The sequence below is a fragment of the Rhizobium sp. SRDI943 genome, from assembly GCF_057653695.1.
This window is the reverse complement of the sequence record NZ_CM172787.1, coordinates 4,465,001-4,485,497: the sequence shown is the minus strand read 5'-3', so window position 1 is coordinate 4,485,497 and position 20,497 is coordinate 4,465,001. Positions and strand designations below refer to the sequence as shown.

At 57.3% G+C, this 20,497-nt stretch carries 10 protein-coding genes, 1 tRNA gene and 2 rRNA genes; 8 read left to right on the top strand and 5 right to left on the bottom strand.

All coding sequences use genetic code 11. From position 1 onward, the window contains the following. The gene (locus AC245Y_RS22355) at window positions 1-1,023 is read right to left on the bottom strand and encodes a UDP-glucuronic acid decarboxylase family protein (protein ID WP_017995624.1); all 1,023 of its coding nucleotides are present in this window, start codon (window positions 1,021-1,023) and stop codon (window positions 1-3) included. 390 nt (window positions 1,024-1,413) lie between these two features. Between AC245Y_RS22355 and AC245Y_RS22350 the strand changes: the two genes are divergently transcribed. Then, a complete protein-coding gene (locus AC245Y_RS22350) occupies window positions 1,414-1,734 on the top strand; it encodes a hypothetical protein (RefSeq protein WP_012759602.1) in 321 nt (106 codons plus the stop codon). A gap of 19 nt (window positions 1,735-1,753) precedes the next feature. On the opposite strand, the gene AC245Y_RS22345 is transcribed toward AC245Y_RS22350, so the two are convergent. Next, the gene (locus AC245Y_RS22345) at window positions 1,754-2,536 is read right to left on the bottom strand and encodes a helix-turn-helix transcriptional regulator (protein WP_012759601.1); all 783 of its coding nucleotides are present in this window, start codon (window positions 2,534-2,536) and stop codon (window positions 1,754-1,756) included. An 842-nt stretch (window positions 2,537-3,378) separates the two neighbouring features. On the opposite strand from AC245Y_RS22345, the gene AC245Y_RS22340 reads away from it, so the two are divergent. From AC245Y_RS22340 to AC245Y_RS22310, 7 genes are all read left to right on the top strand, one after another. Then, entirely contained in the window at window positions 3,379-4,335 is a 957-nt protein-coding gene (locus AC245Y_RS22340; protein WP_012759600.1) for a hypothetical protein, read from the top strand. A gap of 142 nt (window positions 4,336-4,477) precedes the next feature. Beyond that, on the top strand, window positions 4,478-6,505 hold the full coding sequence (locus AC245Y_RS22335) for a hypothetical protein (protein WP_032996748.1): 2,028 nt from the start codon (window positions 4,478-4,480) through the stop codon (window positions 6,503-6,505). A 25-nt stretch (window positions 6,506-6,530) separates the two neighbouring features. Then, the gene (locus tag AC245Y_RS22330) at window positions 6,531-8,828 is read left to right on the top strand and encodes a type I secretion system permease/ATPase (protein ID WP_017995622.1); all 2,298 of its coding nucleotides are present in this window, start codon (window positions 6,531-6,533) and stop codon (window positions 8,826-8,828) included. 5 nt (window positions 8,829-8,833) lie between these two features. Next, window positions 8,834-10,183 carry an HlyD family type I secretion periplasmic adaptor subunit gene (locus AC245Y_RS22325; protein ID WP_017995621.1) on the top strand — a complete coding sequence of 450 codons (1,350 nt, stop codon included), beginning with the start codon at window positions 8,834-8,836 and terminating at the stop codon, window positions 10,181-10,183. A gap of 119 nt (window positions 10,184-10,302) precedes the next feature. Beyond that, on the top strand, window positions 10,303-10,794 hold the full coding sequence (locus tag AC245Y_RS22320) for a hypothetical protein (protein ID WP_012759596.1): 492 nt from the start codon (window positions 10,303-10,305) through the stop codon (window positions 10,792-10,794). A gap of 271 nt (window positions 10,795-11,065) precedes the next feature. Continuing rightward, a complete protein-coding gene (locus AC245Y_RS22315; RefSeq protein ID WP_017995620.1) occupies window positions 11,066-12,718 on the top strand; it encodes a GNAT family N-acetyltransferase in 1,653 nt (550 codons plus the stop codon). Window positions 12,719-12,851: 133 nt separating this feature from the next. Continuing rightward, a complete protein-coding gene (locus AC245Y_RS22310) occupies window positions 12,852-16,232 on the top strand; it encodes a DEAD/DEAH box helicase (RefSeq protein WP_017995619.1) in 3,381 nt (1,126 codons plus the stop codon). Window positions 16,233-16,955: 723 nt separating this feature from the next. On the opposite strand, the gene AC245Y_RS22305 is transcribed toward AC245Y_RS22310, so the two are convergent. From AC245Y_RS22305 to AC245Y_RS22295, 3 genes are all read right to left on the bottom strand, one after another. Then, window positions 16,956-17,032 (bottom strand) — tRNA-Met (locus AC245Y_RS22305). 208 nt (window positions 17,033-17,240) lie between these two features. After that, a 5S ribosomal RNA gene (gene rrf / locus AC245Y_RS22300) occupies window positions 17,241-17,355 on the bottom strand. Between the two features lie 184 nt (window positions 17,356-17,539). Then, window positions 17,540-20,479: ribosomal RNA gene (locus AC245Y_RS22295) — 23S ribosomal RNA — on the bottom strand. Between the last annotated feature and the right edge of the window lie 18 nt (window positions 20,480-20,497).

The window sequence follows — 20,497 nt, the reverse complement described above, 5'->3', positions numbered from 1 at the left end:
TCATAGGACCTCCGCCTTCTCTGTGCCGGCCAGCAGTCCGTCGAAATATTCGACGGTGCGAGCCAGGCCGGCTTCGAGCCCGATGCGGGGCTTCCAGCCAAGATCGGCCATGGCGCGGGAAATATCCGGTCGCCGCTGACGAGGGTCGTCGGTGACCGCAGGCAGGTGGACGATCCGGGAACGCGAGTTCGTCAGGTCCCGGATGATTTCCGCCAGGCGCCGAACGGACATTTCGGTTGGATTGCCGAGGTTGATCGGGCCGTTGCAGGCGCTGCCCGCGGCCGAAAAACGCAGGAAACCCTCGATGAGATCGTCGACATAGCAGAAAGAACGGGTCTGCTGACCATCGCCATAGATCGTCAGGTCGGCATTGCGCAGGGCCTGCACGATAAAATTGGAAACCACCCGCCCGTCGTCCAGGCGCATGCGCGGTCCGTAGGTATTGAAGATGCGGCCGACCTTGATGTCGACACCGTAAGTCCTGTGGTAATCGAAGAACAGCGTTTCGGCGCTGCGCTTGCCTTCGTCGTAACAGCCGCGCGGTCCGATCGGGTTAACATTGCCGCAATAGGATTCGTGCTGCGGGCTCTGGGTTGGGTCGCCATAGACCTCCGACGTCGACGATTGGACGACGATCGCACCGGTCTTTCGCGCGCAATCAAGGGTATTGACGGCGCCAAGCACGTTGGTGAGCAGCGTTCCCACGGGATCCCGTTGATAATCGGGCGGAGAGGCGGGGGAGGCGAAATTGAAGATGAGCGACGCGTCAATATCGAAGGGCTGCCTAACATCGTGCTCGACGATGCGGAAGCGGGTGTTCGACGCAAGATGAGCGACATTCGCACGACGGCCGGTCGAAAAATTATCGAGGCATGTGACGCTGTGGCCGCGCTGCAGGAGCCTTTCGCAGAGATGTGAACCGAGGAAGCCGCCCCCACCATTCACAAGAACGGTGCGTCGCCCTTGGAGCACCGGTATGCCTGACACTTTAGAATAGCCTTCGTTGGGAACGAAACTACGCATTACAAACTCCTTCCCAGGTATTTAGTCTTTTGATTTATTTATGCGCCTCAAGTCTTCCTTATCCGCCTGGATGTTCGTGAACCCTCCTATCAAGACGCTAATAACTTTGTAGTTATTCTTCGGATAACTGAATTACTACTCAAATGATAAGACGATTAGCGTGGAGGTCAACTTTAAAAATTCCAAGTATCCAAATAATTACACAAGTATTCTTCAAGATAACGAATGATTAATCACTCTAGTCATTTTCCGATCCGCAACAACGCCTCTCACTCGCCGCTTAAGCTTCACTCAATGCAGCTAATATACGAGGGAAGGCGGGAGATTGGCCGCGCTCAACGGCACGGCCGGTCTTGCATCCTGAAGCGCCATATGCGAGGGGTTTTGGCCATGTTAGAAAAACAAGATACACCGCAGCTGAAAGGCCGGCGTTTCCGCTTGGCGATGTTCGTCTGGGGAACGGCGCTCGTTGCAATCGGACCAACGGCTTGCGCGGTCGTTGATGACGATATCGCGGTCGTCGCGAAAAAGAACATCGTCGTGGTCGAGGCACCGCGCGTCTCGAAGGCCTATGCCTATCCGGCAAATCGGGCCGAGCGCCCGACTGCAGCAACGGCCCGCAGCGTAGCCTATCATGGCTCGGCGCCTTATATCTGCTCTCCAAGCGGCTTCGGACAGAAGTCACGTTGCTTTGCGCGTCCTTCGATCTGAAGCAAAAGAAAGCGTTAGATCAGTTGCGCCACCGACCGGACATGTCGCCTTCACCGGCGGAATGCTCATTGAAGAAGCGGGATGCAGCTTCCGTGCGGTTTCGGACGTTCATCTTCTTGTAGATGTTGCGGACGTGAACCTTCACGGTATTTTCGGAAAGATGCAGCTTGTCGGCGATGATCTTGTTCTGCGTGCCCTTGCATATGAGATCCAGAATCTGAACCTCACGGGTGGTCAAAGCAGAGATGCTGTCGCGTCTCAGCTTGAGCGCATTGCTGCGCGCCGCATCGACCGATTTTGTCTGATAGAGCGAAGGCTCCAGCTGGGCGTTGTTGTTGGTGAGGCGATTGAGAAGTGCTGACGGAAAATGTTCGCCGCCCTTCATTAGCAGATCCACTGCAGCCATAAAGACATCGAGCCGCAGGTTGAGTGGCAGGACGCCATCGATGATCCGCGCCTCTACCAGCCGGCTGACATAGGGCTCGAGCATATCGATCGCTTCGACGACAAGTCCAATCGAGGTTTCAGGGTGGTTTTCGCGGGCAGCCTGCAGCGCTTCATGAAGCTCCGGGCCGGGTATATGATAGAATAAAACAAGCTTAAAATCGCTGGTATCTTTTTCCAGCATCGGCTTTGTACTCGTTATGCTTGCCACTTCACAGTTCGGAAATTTCTTTGCCAGTGCTTCTACCATGCATTCCGAAAACAGATCCGCCTTGGCTACCACTAGTATAGTATCTCCGGACGTACTCAACTTTCTTCCCTGGTCAGAATTCTCCATCCCTGAGCCTGTCATGAACATATACGCCTCCCCTAGCGTTACACTTTACTCAAACGTGGAGCGATGGCGGGTATAAGATAGTAAGAAATGCCGACCCCGGATGTCACCGCTTTATTTTTTAGACATTTCTTAATTATGTTAATACGGATTGAGAAGGAAGGAAATGGCCCAAAGTGATTAGTTTTCGCGGACGAAAAACGATACGATACAATGCCTTGGTTGTATTTTCACTATGATATATACTTCAAGGCTATATTTGCTTCGACTATAGATGTTCAGTTGAATGTAATATTTCAGTACAAATTGTCATATTTTCGTCATGCAGGGTGGGTCGGATATGAGACAGGGAAACGTCGAAAGGTGCCCCTCAACCCTGCAGCGAATGCCGGGAGCCCCGGATTGTCGCCGCTCGCCGACGCCGCTGCCGAACAGATCTTAGTACTCCGACGACAGGGACTATCTGCGGGCTATCCGGACAGGGCGGATCCGCCTTAGCCCGAATTGGTGTCTATCGGATCCGCATTTTTTCCAGCATTCTGTGATCGTCGTCCAAGTGGCGACTGGAAAATCCAGGTATCGTCATGCGTTTTTGATACATGGCTTCCATTTAGGGCAACTCAACGAAAAGAAAGCCTGAATACTCCTTATCCTTTTCAGGATTCGGAGCTGGATATGTGCGGCCTTGTACTGAGTACGTACGTTCCCAATACCAACGATTTGATCAACAAATCGCGACGAAGCTGCAGATGACTAGTATCGAATACATCTGCCGATCTTAACCGTATCGGAGCGAGCGCGAGTAAAATCCCATTTGAGATGAGAGGGATTTCGAAAAGCTGCTCCGGTTTTTTCTGGAGAATGCAATGTCTGACGACACCGAAATCACAAAGGTCGGGGCGCTTGCCGACGGCTTTGCCAATAGCGCGATCAATTCGACTGAAATCGAAGACGATTCGACCGGTTATGTCGGCGGCGTCGCCAATGGCGACAATCGCGACAATACCGACAATAGCGTCGACGTGGACGTCAAGGCGGAGATCGACGTCGCCGCCAACAATGGCGACAACCGCGACAACGAATATGACTGGAGCTACAAGTCCGACGACGATACGAGCACCAAGACCACGACGATCACCGATACCGACACCAAGACCGACTACGACTGGAGCTATGACAGCAAGTCGTACAGCGACAACGACACCGACACCAAGACGATCACGGACACCGATACGAAAACCGTGACCGACACCGATATTAAGACCGTTACGGAGACGGATACGGATACGAAGACGGTCTCCGACAGCAACAACACCTCCGACAGCTTCAACAAGACGGACACAGACTTCGCCGTCATCGAGGACGTCAAGGACTCCAACCTCGGCGTTGCCGGACACGACCTCACCTTCGACCTCGGCGACGACTTCTCCTTCACTCTCGACGTCGACAGCATCCTCAACAATTCGCTGACCGGCGAAGGCAATGACAGCGGCTTCAGCGCCGTCCAGGCGAACCATCTGGCTGACCAGGATAGCGCCTGGAACGTCAAGATGGACAACGAAGGCGCTCAGAACAACCTGAATGCCAATGGCGGCACCGCCGACAGCGCAGAAGGCATGGAGATGGACGGCAAAGGCTGGGATCTCAAGGCCGGCGACGACGCCACTGGCTCGAGCGCGGCCGATGCTTCGGCAATCCTTGCCAATTCGGGCTTCCACCTCGAGTTCGTTCAGGGTGCGAACCTGCTCAGCAATACGGTCGACTCCAGCGTCATCGGCGGCAATTCTCATGTCTCCGACGTCGGCGAGGATACCGGCACCTGACACCGACCTCCAGCGACCAAGACGAACTGCACCGGCTCTAGCCGGTGCAGTTTGACTGCTTGAAAACGATTTGACGACCACACGACGGCTCCCGGCGGGTGCCTCCAAGGCCGATCGTCATCTCGAATGGGAGGGCCGAACCATGCATATCGAGAAGATTTCGGAAATCATTGCGCACTTCATCGGTCTCTTCGAGATGACGACCGACGAGATGCGGTTGCGTACGAACTATGCCGAAGGTGCAGGACCGGGCGCGGATGGACCGGCTCTGCCGGATCAGGATGCCTTTACCGCCGCCTTCTCTTCCGATCTCCAGCTCAAGGACTACGATCCGGGCATCATCTACAAAAGCGGCAGCTACGACATCGAATTTGGCCCGGCGCGCCATTTCGGCCGCGTCTTCGAAGAGAGCCTCGAGAAGCTGGCGGCGATTGCCGGAAAGGACATCCCGTTACCGCATTTCGGCGATCCTACGGATATCGTGCTCACGGATGAGCCGGAACTGACAGTCTTTGCCGGGCCTGGTTCGGCGATCAGTCATGTCCTCCAGGTCAACGTCCTCTACGACGACGATTATCTGGATATGACGGACGGCGTCCATCCCCTTCGAGACACGAGTTTCGTCATCGAGCGGCTCGCGGATTTCAGCACCGAGGCCGAGATCTTCACGCCTTTTGCGAGCCTCCACCGGACAGATACCTATGATGGCGCGCTGAAGATCGCCGAGGATCTCGAAAGCTATATCCAGAATAGCAAGGACAGTGGGCCGGCCTCGCCCAGCAGCGGCGACGCGACGCATGATTTCAGCACCACCGCCCCCAAGAACGACACGGTCTATGTCAACGGCGAGGAGACGACCGATATCCCTGTCCTCGACGACTTCCTGCCCGACCGCGGTCTCGCCAAGTTCCAGGAAGAACCAGACGACAGCAGTACATCCGTCGAGCAGACCGACCCGAGTGGCAACAGCCTTGATGTGACCGCCGGTGCAAACCTCCTTGTCAACGTCGCCTCGGTGATCAATACCGGCGTCATCGCCTCGGTCACGGCGGTGATGGGCAACTATCACCAGATCGACGCGATCTCCCAAGCCTTTGTCTACAGCGACAACGACGAGATTGCTTCGACGCTGCAGTCATCCGGCCATTCCGCCGATGACGCGGGAACGGTCGCCAAGAATATCGCCCTCTTCGAACACAGCACCTTCGAAGCATCGAGCCATGCCGACAACGATGCTGTCGAGCCGACTTTCCCGAACAGCTGGCGCGTCAGCGTCATCGACGGCGACGTCTCCTTCGTACAGTGGATCGAGCAATATCACTTCGTCACCGACAACGACACGATGACGGTCACCACTTCTGGATCCGAAGCCACGGTTCTGACCGGCGGCAATACCTCCATCAACTTCTCCTCCTTTTTCGGGATGGGCATGCAGTATGATCTGGTGATCATCGGCGGCAATGTGCTCGACATCAACAGCATCACGCAGATCTCGCTGCTCTACGACAATGACTGGGTGCGGGCCGAAGACGGCGTCGATCCCGGCGCCGACATACAGACCGGCAACAACCTGCTCTGGAATTTCGCCTCGATCCACAATGTCGGGACGGACAGCCCGTTCGCGGCCATGCCGGACTATATGGCCGCAACGCAGAAAGCGATCGAAGATCGCGATCCCAACATGCCGGAAGGGCTGTCCTTCGATATGAATTTCCAGGGCTATGCCGGCCTCAATGTGCTCTATATCACCGGCAATCTCTACGACATGACGATCATAAAACAGGTCAGCATCCTCGGCGATTCCGACGATGTGACCCTGGCGGCATCAACCATCCTCGAAAACAATCCCGACGCAACGGTTACGATCGACACGGGCAGCAATGCGGTCGTCAACATCGCCGAAATCGTCGACTACGACAGTTTCGGCCAGACGACCTATCTGGCAGGCCAGCTCTATTCAGACGCCATCCTCATTCAGGGCGGGCTGGTGGAGCATGACACGACACAGCCGCAGCCGGCCGACGACAGGCTCGCCAACGAAGTCATCGCCTTTCTCGACAACGACGATCCGGCGGGCGGCAATTGCGCTGACGGCGTCATCAATGCCGGGAATGATTTTTCATGGTCGTCGACGCACCCCGCCGACGTAATGCAAGCCATGGTCGCGTGACCTTGAGTATTGCGAGGGAACCACGATGAACCAGATTTCGAAACAAATCTTTGCGGCAGGCAGCGCCCTCGATCTGAGATCGGGCACTATTCCCTCCGCTGCCCCTTCGGAAGCGACGATGACCGATTTGTGCATCTCGGCGATCGACGAGGCGGTCGAGAACCTTCGCAGGCTGAGCGGTGCCGCTGCTTCGTCTCCCGATGGCGGCAAGCAGACGTCCGAAGCTGCAGCAACCGAGGCTGCCGATACCGGACGCGCAAGCGCAACGCAGGCGCCCCTCCCGGAAAAGACGGCGGTGCCGGAAGCTAAAGTGGAAACGGCGCCTGCTGTCGCGGTGGCGCAGGGCCCGGCGACAGCAAAACCGGCGGAAGCGCCGGCCCAGCCGCAGATCGAAGCACGGGTGGCCCCCGAACTGCCGACAGAGAAGACCGAGCTTAAATCGAGCCCGACGATGCCTTTCGGCAAGACCATCGAAGGAGAAAGCGGTCCGATCAGCGAGAACGACAGGCGGCTGCGCACCGGCGGCGGCGGAAACGGCAAGAATTCCGATCCCGGGGGCGGCGGGGGCGGGGGCGGGGGAAGCGGCGGCGGTTTTCACAAGCGCAGCGAGCCTGTGAATTTCGCCGCCAGCCTCTCGCGCGGGATGGCGGCGGTACGGCGCAACATGGTGGTCGTCATGGTGTTTACTGTCGCCATCAACGTCCTTCTGCTGGCGATACCGCTTTATCTCTTCCAGATATCCGACCGGGTGCTGACAAGCCGCTCCGTCGACACGCTCGTCATGCTCTCGATCGCCGTGATCGGCGCCGTGCTGCTGCAGGCCTTCATGGATACGGTGCGGCGCTTTATCCTGATGCGCACCGCGGTGGAGCTCGAAGTTCAGCTCGGCGCGCCGATCCTCAGCGCCGCGGCGAGGGCGTCGCTGCATGGCAGCGGCAAGGATTATCAGACGCTGCAGGACCTGCAGCTTTTGCGCGGCTTCTTGACATCCGGCACGCTGATCGCGTTTCTCGATGCGCCGCTGATGCCGTTCTTCGTGGTCGTCGTCTATTTCGTGCATCCGCATCTCGGCATCATCATCATGGTCTGCTGCGCGGTGCTTTTCGTGATCGCCTATCTGAACCAGAAATTCACCGCCCGGCAATTTGCCGAATCCAACGGCTATCTCAGCCGGGCAAATTTCCATCTCGATTCCATGTCGCGCAATTCGCAGATTATCAACGCAATGGCGATGATCCCCGAGGCGGTGAAGATGTGGGGCCGGGAAACGGCGGGCTCGCTGAAATCGCAAGTCGAAGCGCAAGACCGCAACATCATCTTCTCCGGCATATCGAAGGCTTGCCGCATGATCACCCAGATCACCCTGCTGGGCTGGGGTGCGCATCTGTCGCTCTCCGGTGAGTTGACGGGCGGCATGGTGATTGCGTCCTCGATCATCTCGGGACGCGCCCTGGCGCCGATCGAAGGCGCCATCGAAGGCTGGCATCAGTTCAACCGATCGGCAGCCGCCTATGGCAGGATCAAAGGACTGCTGTTGAACTCCCCATTGAACTTCCCGCGCCTGCGTCTTCCCAATCCCGAAGGCCGGCTGGATGTCGAACGCATTCTCTTCGTGCCGCCGCCGCAGAAGAAGGTCATTCTCAACGGCATCTCGTTCTCGCTCAGGAAGGGGGAATCACTTGCGATCATCGGTAATTCCGGGTCCGGCAAGACGACGCTCGGCAAGATGCTCGTCGGCTCGATCGTCCCGACATCGGGGAATGTTCGCCTCGACCTGATGGATCTGCGCAACTGGGACCAGCGCCAGTTCGGCGAAAGCATCGGCTATCTGCCGCAGGATGTGCAGCTCTTTCCCGGTACGATCAAGGCCAATATCTGCCGCATGCGTGACGACGTCGACGATCACCAGATCTATGAGGCCGCTGTGCTCGCTGACGTGCACGAACTCATCGCAGGCTTCCCGCAGGGCTACGAAACAATTGTGGCGGGTGACGGCGCTCCGCTTTCGGGCGGCCAGAAGCAGCGCATCGCGCTGGCCCGCGCCTTCTTCGGCAATCCGAAGTTCGTGGTCCTCGACGAGCCGAACTCGAACCTCGATACACAAGGCGAGGCAGCTCTTGCCAAGGCGCTGATACACGCCAAGAAGCAGGGTATCACCACCGTCACCATCACCCAGCGCCCGGCCCTTCTCCAATGCGTCGACAAGATCCTCGTGCTCAAGGAGGGTACTGTCGCCATGTTCGGGGAAAGGATCGAGGTGCTGCAGGCGCTTTCCAAGAACAACGGCAATAACGGTCAACAAGCACCGCGCATCGAGGGATGAACGACATGGGACGGAAAAATCAGGAGACGGCCGGTCCGGTGCAGCTCGAATGGTATATCGACGTGCCGCGCTCAATCCGGATGCACAGCATCGTCGGCCTGACGGTTCTCTTCACCTCGTTCGGAGGCTTCGGCTTCTGGGCGGCGACGGCGCCGCTCGCCTCCGCCGTTATCGCGCAGGGAAGCTTCGTCGCGACCGGCAACAACAAGATCGTCCAGCATCTGGAAGGTGGCATCATCAAGGAGATGCGCGTCAGCGAAGGCGATACGGTCAAGGAAGGCGATATCCTGCTGACCCTCGATCCTACAGCATCCCGCTCAAACGAGCGGATGCTGCAGCTTCGCCGTCTGCGCCTGGAAGCCATTGTCGCAAGGCTCCGTGCCGAAGCGCAGGGCCTGCGTGAACTCCAGCTTCCCAATATCGTGACGAAGGAGGCCAGCGATCCCGATATCAACGCGATCATCCAGAGCCAGAACGTCGTCTTCCACAGCAAGCAGATCAAGCTCGAGGAGCAGCTCAATCTGATCGGGAAGAACATCGCGTCGCTGGAATTCCGGTTCGCCGGCTATAGGGGCCAGAGAGATTCCTTCGAAAGGCAGCTGTCGCTGCTGACCGAGGAACGCGACTCCAAGGCTCGGCTGGTGAAGGTCGGCTATATGCGCAGGACGGATCTGCTGGCAATCGAGCGGGCGATCGCCGATGCGATGGGCGACATTGCTCGACTGAACGGCGAGCTCAACGAGAGCGAGGCCGAGATCGCCAAATTCCGCCAGGAAGCCGTCATCGCCGTCAACTCCAACAAGCAGGCGGCACTCGATGCACTCGAGACCGCCGAAACCGATCTGGACAGTGTGCGCGAACAGATGCGCGAGGCCGCCGGCGTGCTCGAACGGACCACTATCCGTTCGCCGGTGTCGGGCACGGTGGTGCGCTCCTATTTTCACACAGCCGGCGGTGTCATCACGACAGGAAAGCCGATCATGGAAATCCTGCCGTCGCATGTGCCGCTGATCCTGGAAGCGCAGGTATTGCGCACCTCGATCGACCAGTTGCATGAGGGAGAAACGGCCTCGATCCGCCTCACGGCGCTCAACCGGCGCACGACCCCTGTTCTGCAGGGCAAGGTCTTCTACGTCTCGGCCGATTCGATCGAGGAAAATTCGGGAGCTTCGGTCAAGGACGTCTATATCGTCCGCGTCGGAATACCCGATTCCGAGATTGCGCGGGTGCATAATTTCCATCCCGTTCCCGGCATGCCGGCCGAAGTGCTGATTCAGACGTCGGAACGCACCTTCTTCGAATATTTGAGCAAACCGATTACCGACAGCATGTCCCGGGCTTTCAAGGAGCGCTGATCGCTCGCGATCCGGCACGGGCGGACCTGTAGATATGACGGACTTGCGCGTTGTTCTAATGTAATGTCCACATGTCATCCCTTGAGGGATGGATTCCCTCCGGGGAGAAAGGGTCAAGCATGGCGGCGATGTCCGATGTCCTGCTGCGGGTCGGCCGCCTGAACTATGTCTGGACGAACACCGAAAGCCTGCTGATCTACATCATCGCCCATCTTCTCCGGGTGGAAAAGGATGCAGCAATCGTCGTTTTCCTGACGCTGAACACCACACGCGCACGGATCGATCTCATCGAACGGCTGTCCAAGCTCGCTTCGACCTCCCCTTCCGACCGGAAGGCGATCCTTTCAGCCATGTCGCGGTTGAAGAAAGAATCCAAGATACGCAACAAGTACAATCACTGCATCTATTCCTTCGACGAAAAGGGAGAGATCTCGAGCACACAGCTGATGCGGCTCGTCGAGGACGATAAGCAGATCCGCTACGGCAAGATCGAACAGATGGACGCGCGCGAGCTCGACCTTCTGGAAAAGTCGATCGCCGAGATCGTCGCCATCAGCCGGACGCTCTGGGCCTTCATCCATGCGAGCCCGCGGATCTCCGGCGAGCTCTGATCTAATCCTTATGTACTCATGTTCTCAAAACCGCTGCACACTTTCGGGCGAGGTCCGTTGAAGCTCGTTATCCTTCAGGACGCGTTTGGCTCTATCGCTTTGAATCTGTGTATGATTTTGACCAAAACCGATTGCGATTTTGGGTTATGCGCCGGGCTCAGGACTAATCCCATTTAGGCGCCTCAAATCATCCGGACGGTTTATTTGAAGATCGGTGTTTCCCTTTAGAATGAAACCTCCCAAGTGACGTATGGGGTATTGGGGGGCGGACATGCGCATAGATATCATCGATACCATTGCGGGGTTCGAGGCGGTGCGCGAGAACTGGGATCAGGTCTTCCTGGAAGATCCAGACGCGCAGCATTTCCTCTCCTGGATATGGCTGAAGAACTATCTGTCGCGCCGACGCCGCTGGTTCATCCTCGCCCTTCGCGAACGCGATCCCGAAGCACCCTATGTCGCCTTCCTTCCGCTGCGCCTCATCACGCATCTGAACGAAAAGACCGGGCTCTTCTATGACGAGATCATCATGGCCGGGAATTTTGCGGCCGATTATACCGGCTTCATCGTCAGGCCGGATTACGAGCATCACGCCATTGCGGGCTTTGCTTCGTTTATCAAACATCAAAACTGGACCGACCTGAAACTCGAATATTTCAGCGGTCCTGCCAGCCGGCGCGAGAAGATGATCGAGGCGCTGCAGGGACCGGAGGTGATGTTTCGCGACAGCTCGCCCAAGAACAGCGAGAATATCGACAATACGATCTGTCCCATCGTCCCCCTGCCGGCAAGCTTCGACGACTATCTCGAGCAGCGCATGAGCAGCCAGACGCGCCAGAAGCTCCGGCGGTTCCTGCGCAAGGTCGAAGGCGACGATATTTACAGGATCACGATGGCAACTCCCGAGACCATCGATCGGGACCTGGACACCCTCTTCAATCTCTGGCGGATCAAATGGAGTGCCCGCAAAGGCGCAGAGCGGACCGAGCGGCTGATCATCACCACGCGCGAGATGCTGATGGACAGCTTCAACTGCGGCAATCTCGAGGTGCCGGTCCTTTGGTATGGCGACCAGCCGCTCGGCGCGCTGGCGAATATCGTCGACCGGCAGAAGAAGGCCATCCTCTTCTATATCACCGGCCGCGACGAGAACTGGAAGACGCCGTCTCCCGGCCTCATCCTGCATGGCTACTGCATCCGGCGGGCGATCGAGCAGGGCTTCAAGACCTATGACTTCCTGCGCGGAAACGAACCCTATAAGTACATGTTCGGGGTGGAGGAAAGGCGGATCAGCTGCACCCTGTTCCGCACCCGCAACGGCCAGAACCTGCATGGCGCGCTCAACCCGCGCAGCATTCGTTTCGTCTATGAACAGGCGCTCGACATGTACCGCAATGGAGCCCGGAGCAAGGCGGAGATCGCCTTCAACCAGGTCCTGCAATCGGCGCCAGGCCATACCGGCGCGGAATTCGGGCTCGCCAATCTGCTGTTCGACCGAGGCAAACTGACGGAGGCATTGACTGCCTACAAGGCTCTCGTCGAGCAAGCACCCGACCCGACACCGATCCAAATGCGGCTTGGCGACACGCAACTTGCGCTGCATCAATATGAGCAGGCCGCAGAGACTTTCCGTCAGATCGGCGAGATCGGGCCGCATCTCATCCAGGCGCATTACAAGCGTGGTATCGCCCTTGCGGCGAGCAAACGGCTGGCCGAGGCGGAGGCGGTTTTCGCCGCGATCCAGGACGTGCATTCGGACGATCCGACCGCACTCGATTATGCCGCCAAGGCGGGCGTTGCCCTCGAACGCCTGCGCTCGATCACCGAGCCCGCCGCTGGCAAGACGGACGTCGTGCCGGAGACCATCGCCCGCTGGAACCGAGGACGGCAGCTCAGCGAGCGACGCCGGCCACGTCTGCATTGATGTGGTTTCGCCATGGTGCGGAAATGCGGTCCGGCAGCTCCGGGACGCACAGTCACCATGGTCTTTGATTTTGCGCTGCGATCGTTGCTAAAAGAAGCGCGAGCCTATTTTTGCAACTCCTCAGTGAGAAGTCATGCAGACGAATGCAGACGGCGCCGAAAGGGAACGGCTTCTGGCCATTCTCGATTTCTGGCACAAAATCGAGTTCTTCATTCCTTACGATCTCTCCAGTCGTATCGTCTCCGGTGAAGGCCGAAGTGTTTTCTGGTTGCATGCGAAAACGCTCGGCGATGACGGTGCCGCACTCAGTCGTCCAGCGATCCCCGAGGAGAAGCAGATCACGGGTTTTACCCTGTTCCTCGGCGTTTTCAGCAAATCCGAAATTGCCGATATTCGCAGACACTTCGATTGCGTTGCGACCGATACCGCCGAATATGACGACGCCGAACGCAGCGACCTCGATGGCGATACCTGCTTTGCCAGCTTGCAGCTCTCTCCCTTGGGACAGCCGCTGTTCGAAACATTTTCAGTTTCCACGCTGCCATGGGCTCTGGGACGGGTGCGGAAATCCGGCCTCTCCTCGCTCGGCTACCAGGCATTTGCCGACAGCAAGCGGCAACTCTCGGAATTGCTTCAAAACTTTCGGGCGCAGCGGCATCTGAGATCTTCATCCTCCGAGGACACGACCGATCAGCCGATCGATGCTGCCGAAATCCTGACGCTGCATGAATTGCTCTGCGATTGGGCCGGCTTTGCCTCGAAGCAGGAGAAACCCATTGCCGCTGTTGAAATGCGTTACCGGGACCGGGTGGAAAAATCAGAGTTCATCTCCTTGCCACCACCGCCGGAAAGCAATGCGCTCGATGCCGACGACGAGGAGGATGAGAGTACCAGTGCTGAAGACGATATCGGTATCTTGAACAGCTTCTTCATCGAGGACATCGAGCGGGCGATGATACGCGTCACGCATGGCGATATCCCCGCGCCGCTCAGGCAATATCTCACCGCGCTGGTGCATGAGAAACGGATCGACCTCTACTCGGAGGATGGACGCCGGGCGATCGTTCGGGCCTTGCATCCTGGAAAACTCAACCGCGGGCGCTGGCTCAGCGAACCTCACCACGCCATGAGCCTGATGCAACAGTTCGCGATCAATTCGGCAATCGACGAGCTGTCGGAAACGGGACTGTTCTCGGTCAACGGCCCGCCAGGGACGGGAAAGACGACGCTGCTTCGCGACATGTTCGCAGATAATATCGTTCGGCGCGCTCGCATCCTGGCCTCCTTGAAGACGGCGCGCGAAGCCTTCGATGGCGCGCCGCGCCGCATCATTTTCGCGGACCGGAGCACGGCCACGATATCGGCGCTGATCCCGGCCCTGGCAGGATTCGAAATGGTTGTCGCCTCCTCCAACAACGCCGCCGTGGAGAATATTTCGCGCGACCTTCCGAAGCGAAGCTCGGTCGCGAGAACGTCTTCCTTCCAATATCTGCAGACCATCGCGCACAAAGTCGCTTGCCAGAAGGACAATGGGGCGGTCGTCAGGCTCTCGGACGGCGACCGCCCATGGGGGCTAATCGCCTGTGCGCTCGGCAATTCCCGGAATCGCCGAGCTTTCAAGGAACGTTTCGCCTTCATGGAGATCGCCGAAAGGCCGAAGCCCGGCTGGTCCGGTGCCGACAAACCACAGACCATCTGGGAGTGGTTAAAGGGTTATAAGGGACCAAACTTCGCCGAAGCATCGGCGGCATTTCAGGCCGCCGACAAGGTGGTTCGCGACAAGATCGGCGAATATGCACGCTATGCCGATCTCCATGACGAAATCGCCCTGGTTTCGCAGGATGGTTTCTGCCGCGAGGCGCTTGAAAAGGTCAGAGCAGGTGCGGCCGAACTTCGACACGCACAGGACCGATGCGATATGGTTGCCGCCGACATGCTCCGCCTCAGGGAAGGGTTGTCTCCTCTGAAGGAGGAGGAACTGCTGCTCGACCGAGGCGCTCCTGCGTGGTGGGAGAAAGTGCTGTCGACCAACCCTGCCCGGCAGCATCGGCACAATGTCGTCGCCAATGCACGAAGACAGCTGGAACTGCGCAAGGCGCTGGCGGAATGCGAACATCATCTTACGAAAACCCTCAGACCTGCGCTGGAACAGTCTTTGCGGAGACATCGACGTGCCGAACAGGCACTGCGGTCGCAACGAGAAATCTGGTCCAGAAAAAGGGAGGAGTTTGGCCGCCTAGGGGAAATTCTCAATCACCCCACCCTACCTGGTCGCCTGACCGATCTCGAGACCGATCAGTTCCAGATTGACGGTCTGTGGCATCAGGACGAACTGGCAGGTCTGCGTTCGGCATTGTTGGAAGCAGCGTTGACGCTGCATGAAGCGTGGCTGGCGGATGTGGGCAAGAAAGGCGGAGGTTTTGGAGGGAACATCGTCGCCATCAACAAACTGCTTTCCAACAACGGTCCCGCCGACGGCGAGCACATTGCGTTGATCTGGCAGAGCCTTTTCATGATCGTTCCCATCGTCTCGACAACCTTCGCCTCCTTTGCCCGGCAGTTCCACGGTCTCGACACCGGCTCGGTCGGCTGGGTCTTCATCGATGAAGCTGGTCAGGCGGTGCCGCAGGCGGCCGTCGGCGCCCTGTTGCGGGCGCGGCGCGTCATGGTGATCGGTGATCCCCAGCAGATCGAACCGGTCTTCACGCTGCCCAGCGCGCTGATCACCGCCACCTCGGCTCTCTCGCCGCATACGGCGGCAGGACAATATTCGCCGAACAGTGCGTCGGTGCAGATGTTGGCCGATGCCAACAACCGCTATGGGACGACGGTCTCGGGCGAGGAGGCCGATGGGCTCTGGATCGGCAGCCCCCTCAGGGTACATCGGCGCTGCATCGATCCGATGTTCGGCCTTGCCAACCAGATCGCCTATCAGAACAAGATGGTCTTCGGGCTGGAAGAGCGCCGGCCGGCCGGCGACGCTCCGCCGTTTTATGGCGACAGCGCCTGGATCGACGTCAGGGGAAGGGTGTCAGGCAAACAGGCCGTTCCAGAACAAACGGGCTTCATCGTCGATCTCCTCACCGCCACTTATCGCCGGGACGGCGGATTGCCGGACCTCTATATCATTTCGCCGTTCAAGGAGATCAAGAACAGTCTGAAGCAGGCTCTGGCCCATGCAACATGGGTTGATTGGAACGGAAATACGCGCTCGGCTCCGCCAAGACTGTCGAAGTGGCTGAAGGAAAGGATCGGCACGGTGCATACTTTCCAGGGCAAGGAAGAAGACGTGGTTTTCATGGTGCTCGGCGCCGATGCCGCTCATAGCGGGGCTGCAGCCTGGGCCGCATCGAAGCCGAACCTGTTGAACGTTGCCCTGACGCGCGCCAAACGCCGCTTCTATATCGTCGGCGATCGCACCCTCTGGGAAACCCTGCCTTACTTCAGGGAGACAGCGAGTGCCTTGAAGACAATACAGGCAGCCGAATTCCTGGCCCGGAATGAATTGAACTGAAGGATCCGAATCCGATTACTGATCCTGGATGCTTGCCTCGACCACATCTGGCCAAACGCAAAAGCCCGCACGAGGCGGGCTTTTGCGTATTATTGGGAATTTGGTTTCGGTTTGAGGCTTTGCCCCGTTGGGTCTTAAACAGTTCAGTGGACTGTTTTATCGGGCGGGCCCGATCGACCGCTCACCCTTCAGGTTATGGTGAGCTCTGCGAACGAGGAGCTACCATCGCCAGGGAAAGCGAAGCTTTTCCGCCAGCGATAAGAAGGTAGATGCTGATCTTTAAGAGGAAGGATTTGGTTTCGGGGGCAGGCTTTGTAGTTTTCTGTCCCGCTGCGTCGGCTTTGCCTTCTTGCGGGCCCCTGAAGAGGCGTCAACTCCTCGATCCGTTACCAAACAAAAAGCCGCCCTGAAGGCGGCTATTTGTTTGGTTGCGGGGGCAGGATTTGAACCTGCGGCCTTCAGGTTATGGTCCGCAGGACGAGGAGCTACCATCGCCAGCGAAGATGAAGTCTTCGCGCCAGCGATATTGCTCTCTTCTGGCAACACAAAAAGCCCCTGCATGGCAGGGGCTTGGGAGTATCTAAGGAAAGGATTGGTTGCGGGGGCAGGATTTGTAGTTTCTGTCCCGCTGCGTCGGCTTTGCCTTCTTGCGGGCCCCTGATTAGGCATTAAACCCTCGACCCGTTACCAAACAAAAAGCCGCCCTGAAGGCGGCTATTTGTTTGGTTGCGGGGGCAGGATTTGAACCTGCGGCCTTCAGGTTATGAGCCTGACGAGCTACCGGGCTGCTCCACCCCGCGTTATCCAGGCGACGCTTGCGTCGTCCGTCCAGGTTTTGCCATCTGGCAAAATACCGACTGCCCGAGCAAATTGCTTTTGCAATTTGTCTCGTGTTTTCCTGCCGATGCATTCTAACACAAAAGGCCGCTTGCGAGCGGCCCTTTTTGTTCGGCATGGGCCGCAGAGTTTGTGATGAGAAGATTGTTTTACATCAGTTGCGCTTTGCAGACCTGGCAGCGACCTACTCTCCCGCGTCTTAAGACGAAGTACCATGGGCGCAGGGGCGTTTCACGGCCGTGTTCGGAAAGGGAACGGGTGCAGCCACCCCGCCATAACCACCAGGTCGGCAAAGCGCAACTATATGTTTTGAGAAGCTGGTGAAGTGCTATGACTTCGTTTTTGAACACGTTTTAGAGCTCCAACCGGACGAACACTTCGTGTTCGCCGGGACCGGGCAAAGGCTGGCGCCTTCGCCTTGTCAGGACGACCGCTTTGCGGTCGCCTTGAGATGAGCATAGTCAATGAGAACGATCAAGCCAATCGAGCTATTAGTACCGGTAAGCTTCATGCGTTGCCGCACTTCCACACCCGGCCTATCAACGTGGTCGTCTTCCACGGCTCTGATAGGGAATACTCGTTTTCAGGTGGGTTTCCCGCTTAGATGCCTTCAGCGGTTATCCCGTCCATATGTAGCTACCCTGCTATGCCCTTGGCAGGACAACAGGTCCACCAGAGATATGTCCATCCCGGTCCTCTCGTACTAGGGACAGATCCTGTCAATATTCCTACACCCACGGCAGATAGGGACCGAACTGTCTCACGACGTTCTGAACCCAGCTCACGTACCGCTTTAATTGGCGAACAGCCAAACCCTTGGGACCTGCTCCAGCCCCAGGATGCGATGAGCCGACATCGAGGTGCCAAACAACCCCGTCGATATGGACTCTTGGGGGTCATCAGCCTGTTATCCCCGGCGTACCTTTTATCCGTTGAGCGATGGCCCTTCCACGCGGGACCACCGGATCACTATGACCGACTTTCGTCTCTGCTCGACTTGTCAGTCTCGCAGTCAGGCGGGCTTATGCCATTGCACTCGACGACCGATTTCCGACCGGTCTGAGCCCACCATCGCGCGCCTCCGTTACTCTTTCGGAGGCGACCGCCCCAGTCAAACTACCCACCATACACTGTCCCGGACCCGGATGACGGGCCGCGGTTAGACATCCATGACGATAAGGGTGGTATTTCAAGGATGGCTCCACGGAAACTGGCGTCCCCGCTTCAAAGCCTACCACCTATCCTACACATGCCGACACGAATGCCAGTGTAAAGCTATAGTAAAGGTGCACGGGGTCTTTCCGTCTGACCGCAGGAACCCCGCATCTTCACGGGGAATTCAATTTCACTGAGTCTATGTTGGAGACAGCGGGGAAGTCGTTACGCCATTCGTGCAGGTCGGAACTTACCCGACAAGGAATTTCGCTACCTTAGGACCGTTATAGTTACGGCCGCCGTTTACTGGGGCTTCGATTCAAAGCTTGCACCTCTCCTCTTAACCTTCCAGCACCGGGCAGGCGTCAGACCCTATACGTCGTCTTGCGACTTCGCAGAGCCCTGTGTTTTTGATAAACAGTCGCTACCCCCTGGTCTGTGCCACCCCATAATAGTTGCCTACCATGGGGTCACGCTTCTTCCGAAGTTACGCGTGCAATTTGCCGAGTTCCTTCAACATAGTTCTCTCAAGCGCCTTGGTATACTCTACCTGACCACCTGTGTCGGTTTCGGGTACGGTCTATACGGTGGAGCTATTTCCTGGAACCGCTCCGCTGCCCATCCAATCCAATAAGAATGAACAACTTGTGCAATCCGTCACTACCACCAGGCCCACGAATATTAACGTGGTTCCCATCGACTACGCATTTCTGCCTCGCCTTAGGGGCCGGCTAACCCTGCTCAGATTAACTTTAAGCAGGAACCCTTGGTCTTTCGGCGAGAGGGTCTCTCACCCTCTTTATCGTTACTCATGTCAACATTCGCACTTCCGATACCTCCAGGAGCCCTCACGGGTCTCCCTTCATCAGCTTACGGAACGCTCCGCTACCACGTGTATTGCTACACATCCTCAGCTTCGGTGCATGGCTTCAGCCCCGTTACATTTTCGGCGCAAAGACCCTTATTTAGACCAGTGAGCTGTTACGCTTTCTTTAAATGATGGCTGCTTCTAAGCCAACATCCTGGTTGTTTTGGGATCCTCACATCCTTTCCCACTTAGCCATGACTTGGGGACCTTAGCTGGAGGTTAGGGTTGTTGCCCTTTTCACGACGGACGTTAGCACCCGCCGTGTGTCTGCCGAGTAGTACTCCCCGGTATTCGGAGTTTGGTTAGGATCAGTAAGACGGTGAGTCCCCATAGCCCATCCAGTGCTCTACCCCCGGGGGTATTCGCTCGACGCTCTACCTAAATAGATTTCGCGGAGAACCAGCTATTTCCGAGTTTGATTGGCCTTTCACCCCTAGCCACAAGTCATCCCAATCTATTGCAACAGATGCGGGTTCGGTCCTCCAGTTGGTGTTACCCAACCTTCAACCTGCTCATGGCTAGATCACTCGGTTTCGGGTCTAATGCAACAAACTAAATCGCCCTATTCAGACTCGCTTTCGCTTCGCCTACACCTACCGGCTTAAGCTTGCTTGTTACACTAAGTCGTTGACCCATTATACAAAAGGTACGCCGTCACCCTTGCGGGCTCCGACTGTTTGTAGGCATCCGGTTTCAGGTTCTATTTCACTCCCCTTGTCGGGGTGCTTTTCACCTTTCCCTCACGGTACTTGTTCGCTATCGGTCATGCACGAGTACTTAGGCTTGGAGAGTGGTCTCCCCATGTTCAGACAGGATTTCTCGTGTCCCGCCCTACTCTAGGACAATCATGATATCTACGCGTACGGGGCTGTCACCCACTACGGCCGCACTTTCCAGAGCGTTCCACTTTAATCACAATTGCCACTGGCCTGGTCCGCGTTCGCTCGCCACTACTTGCGGAGTCTCGGTTGATGTCCTTTCCTGCAGGTACTTAGATGTTTCAGTTCCCTGCGTTCGCTTCTTACACCCTATGTATTCAGGTGTAGATACCTTATCACAATACCTAGAAACCATTCGGGTTTTCACTCACGCTCGTTCTGCACTTCGTGCAGCGCTGCGTTAGCGCGCCGGACGACCGGCGACGCACTCCGCACAGCATGGGAAACTCCCATACAGGCCAGAGGCCGTCGGCGATCGTTCGCCGTAATGTCGGATCGAAGATCCGACAACCAGAATGATTTTCTAGGTATTTAAGGTGGGTTGCCCCATTCGGAGATCCATGGATCAAAGCTCATTCGCAGCTCCCCACGGCTTTTCGCAGCGTATCACGTCCTTCATCGCCTGTGCATGCCAAGGCATCCACCAAATGCCCTTACGACACTTAATCGTTCTCATTGCCAATGCT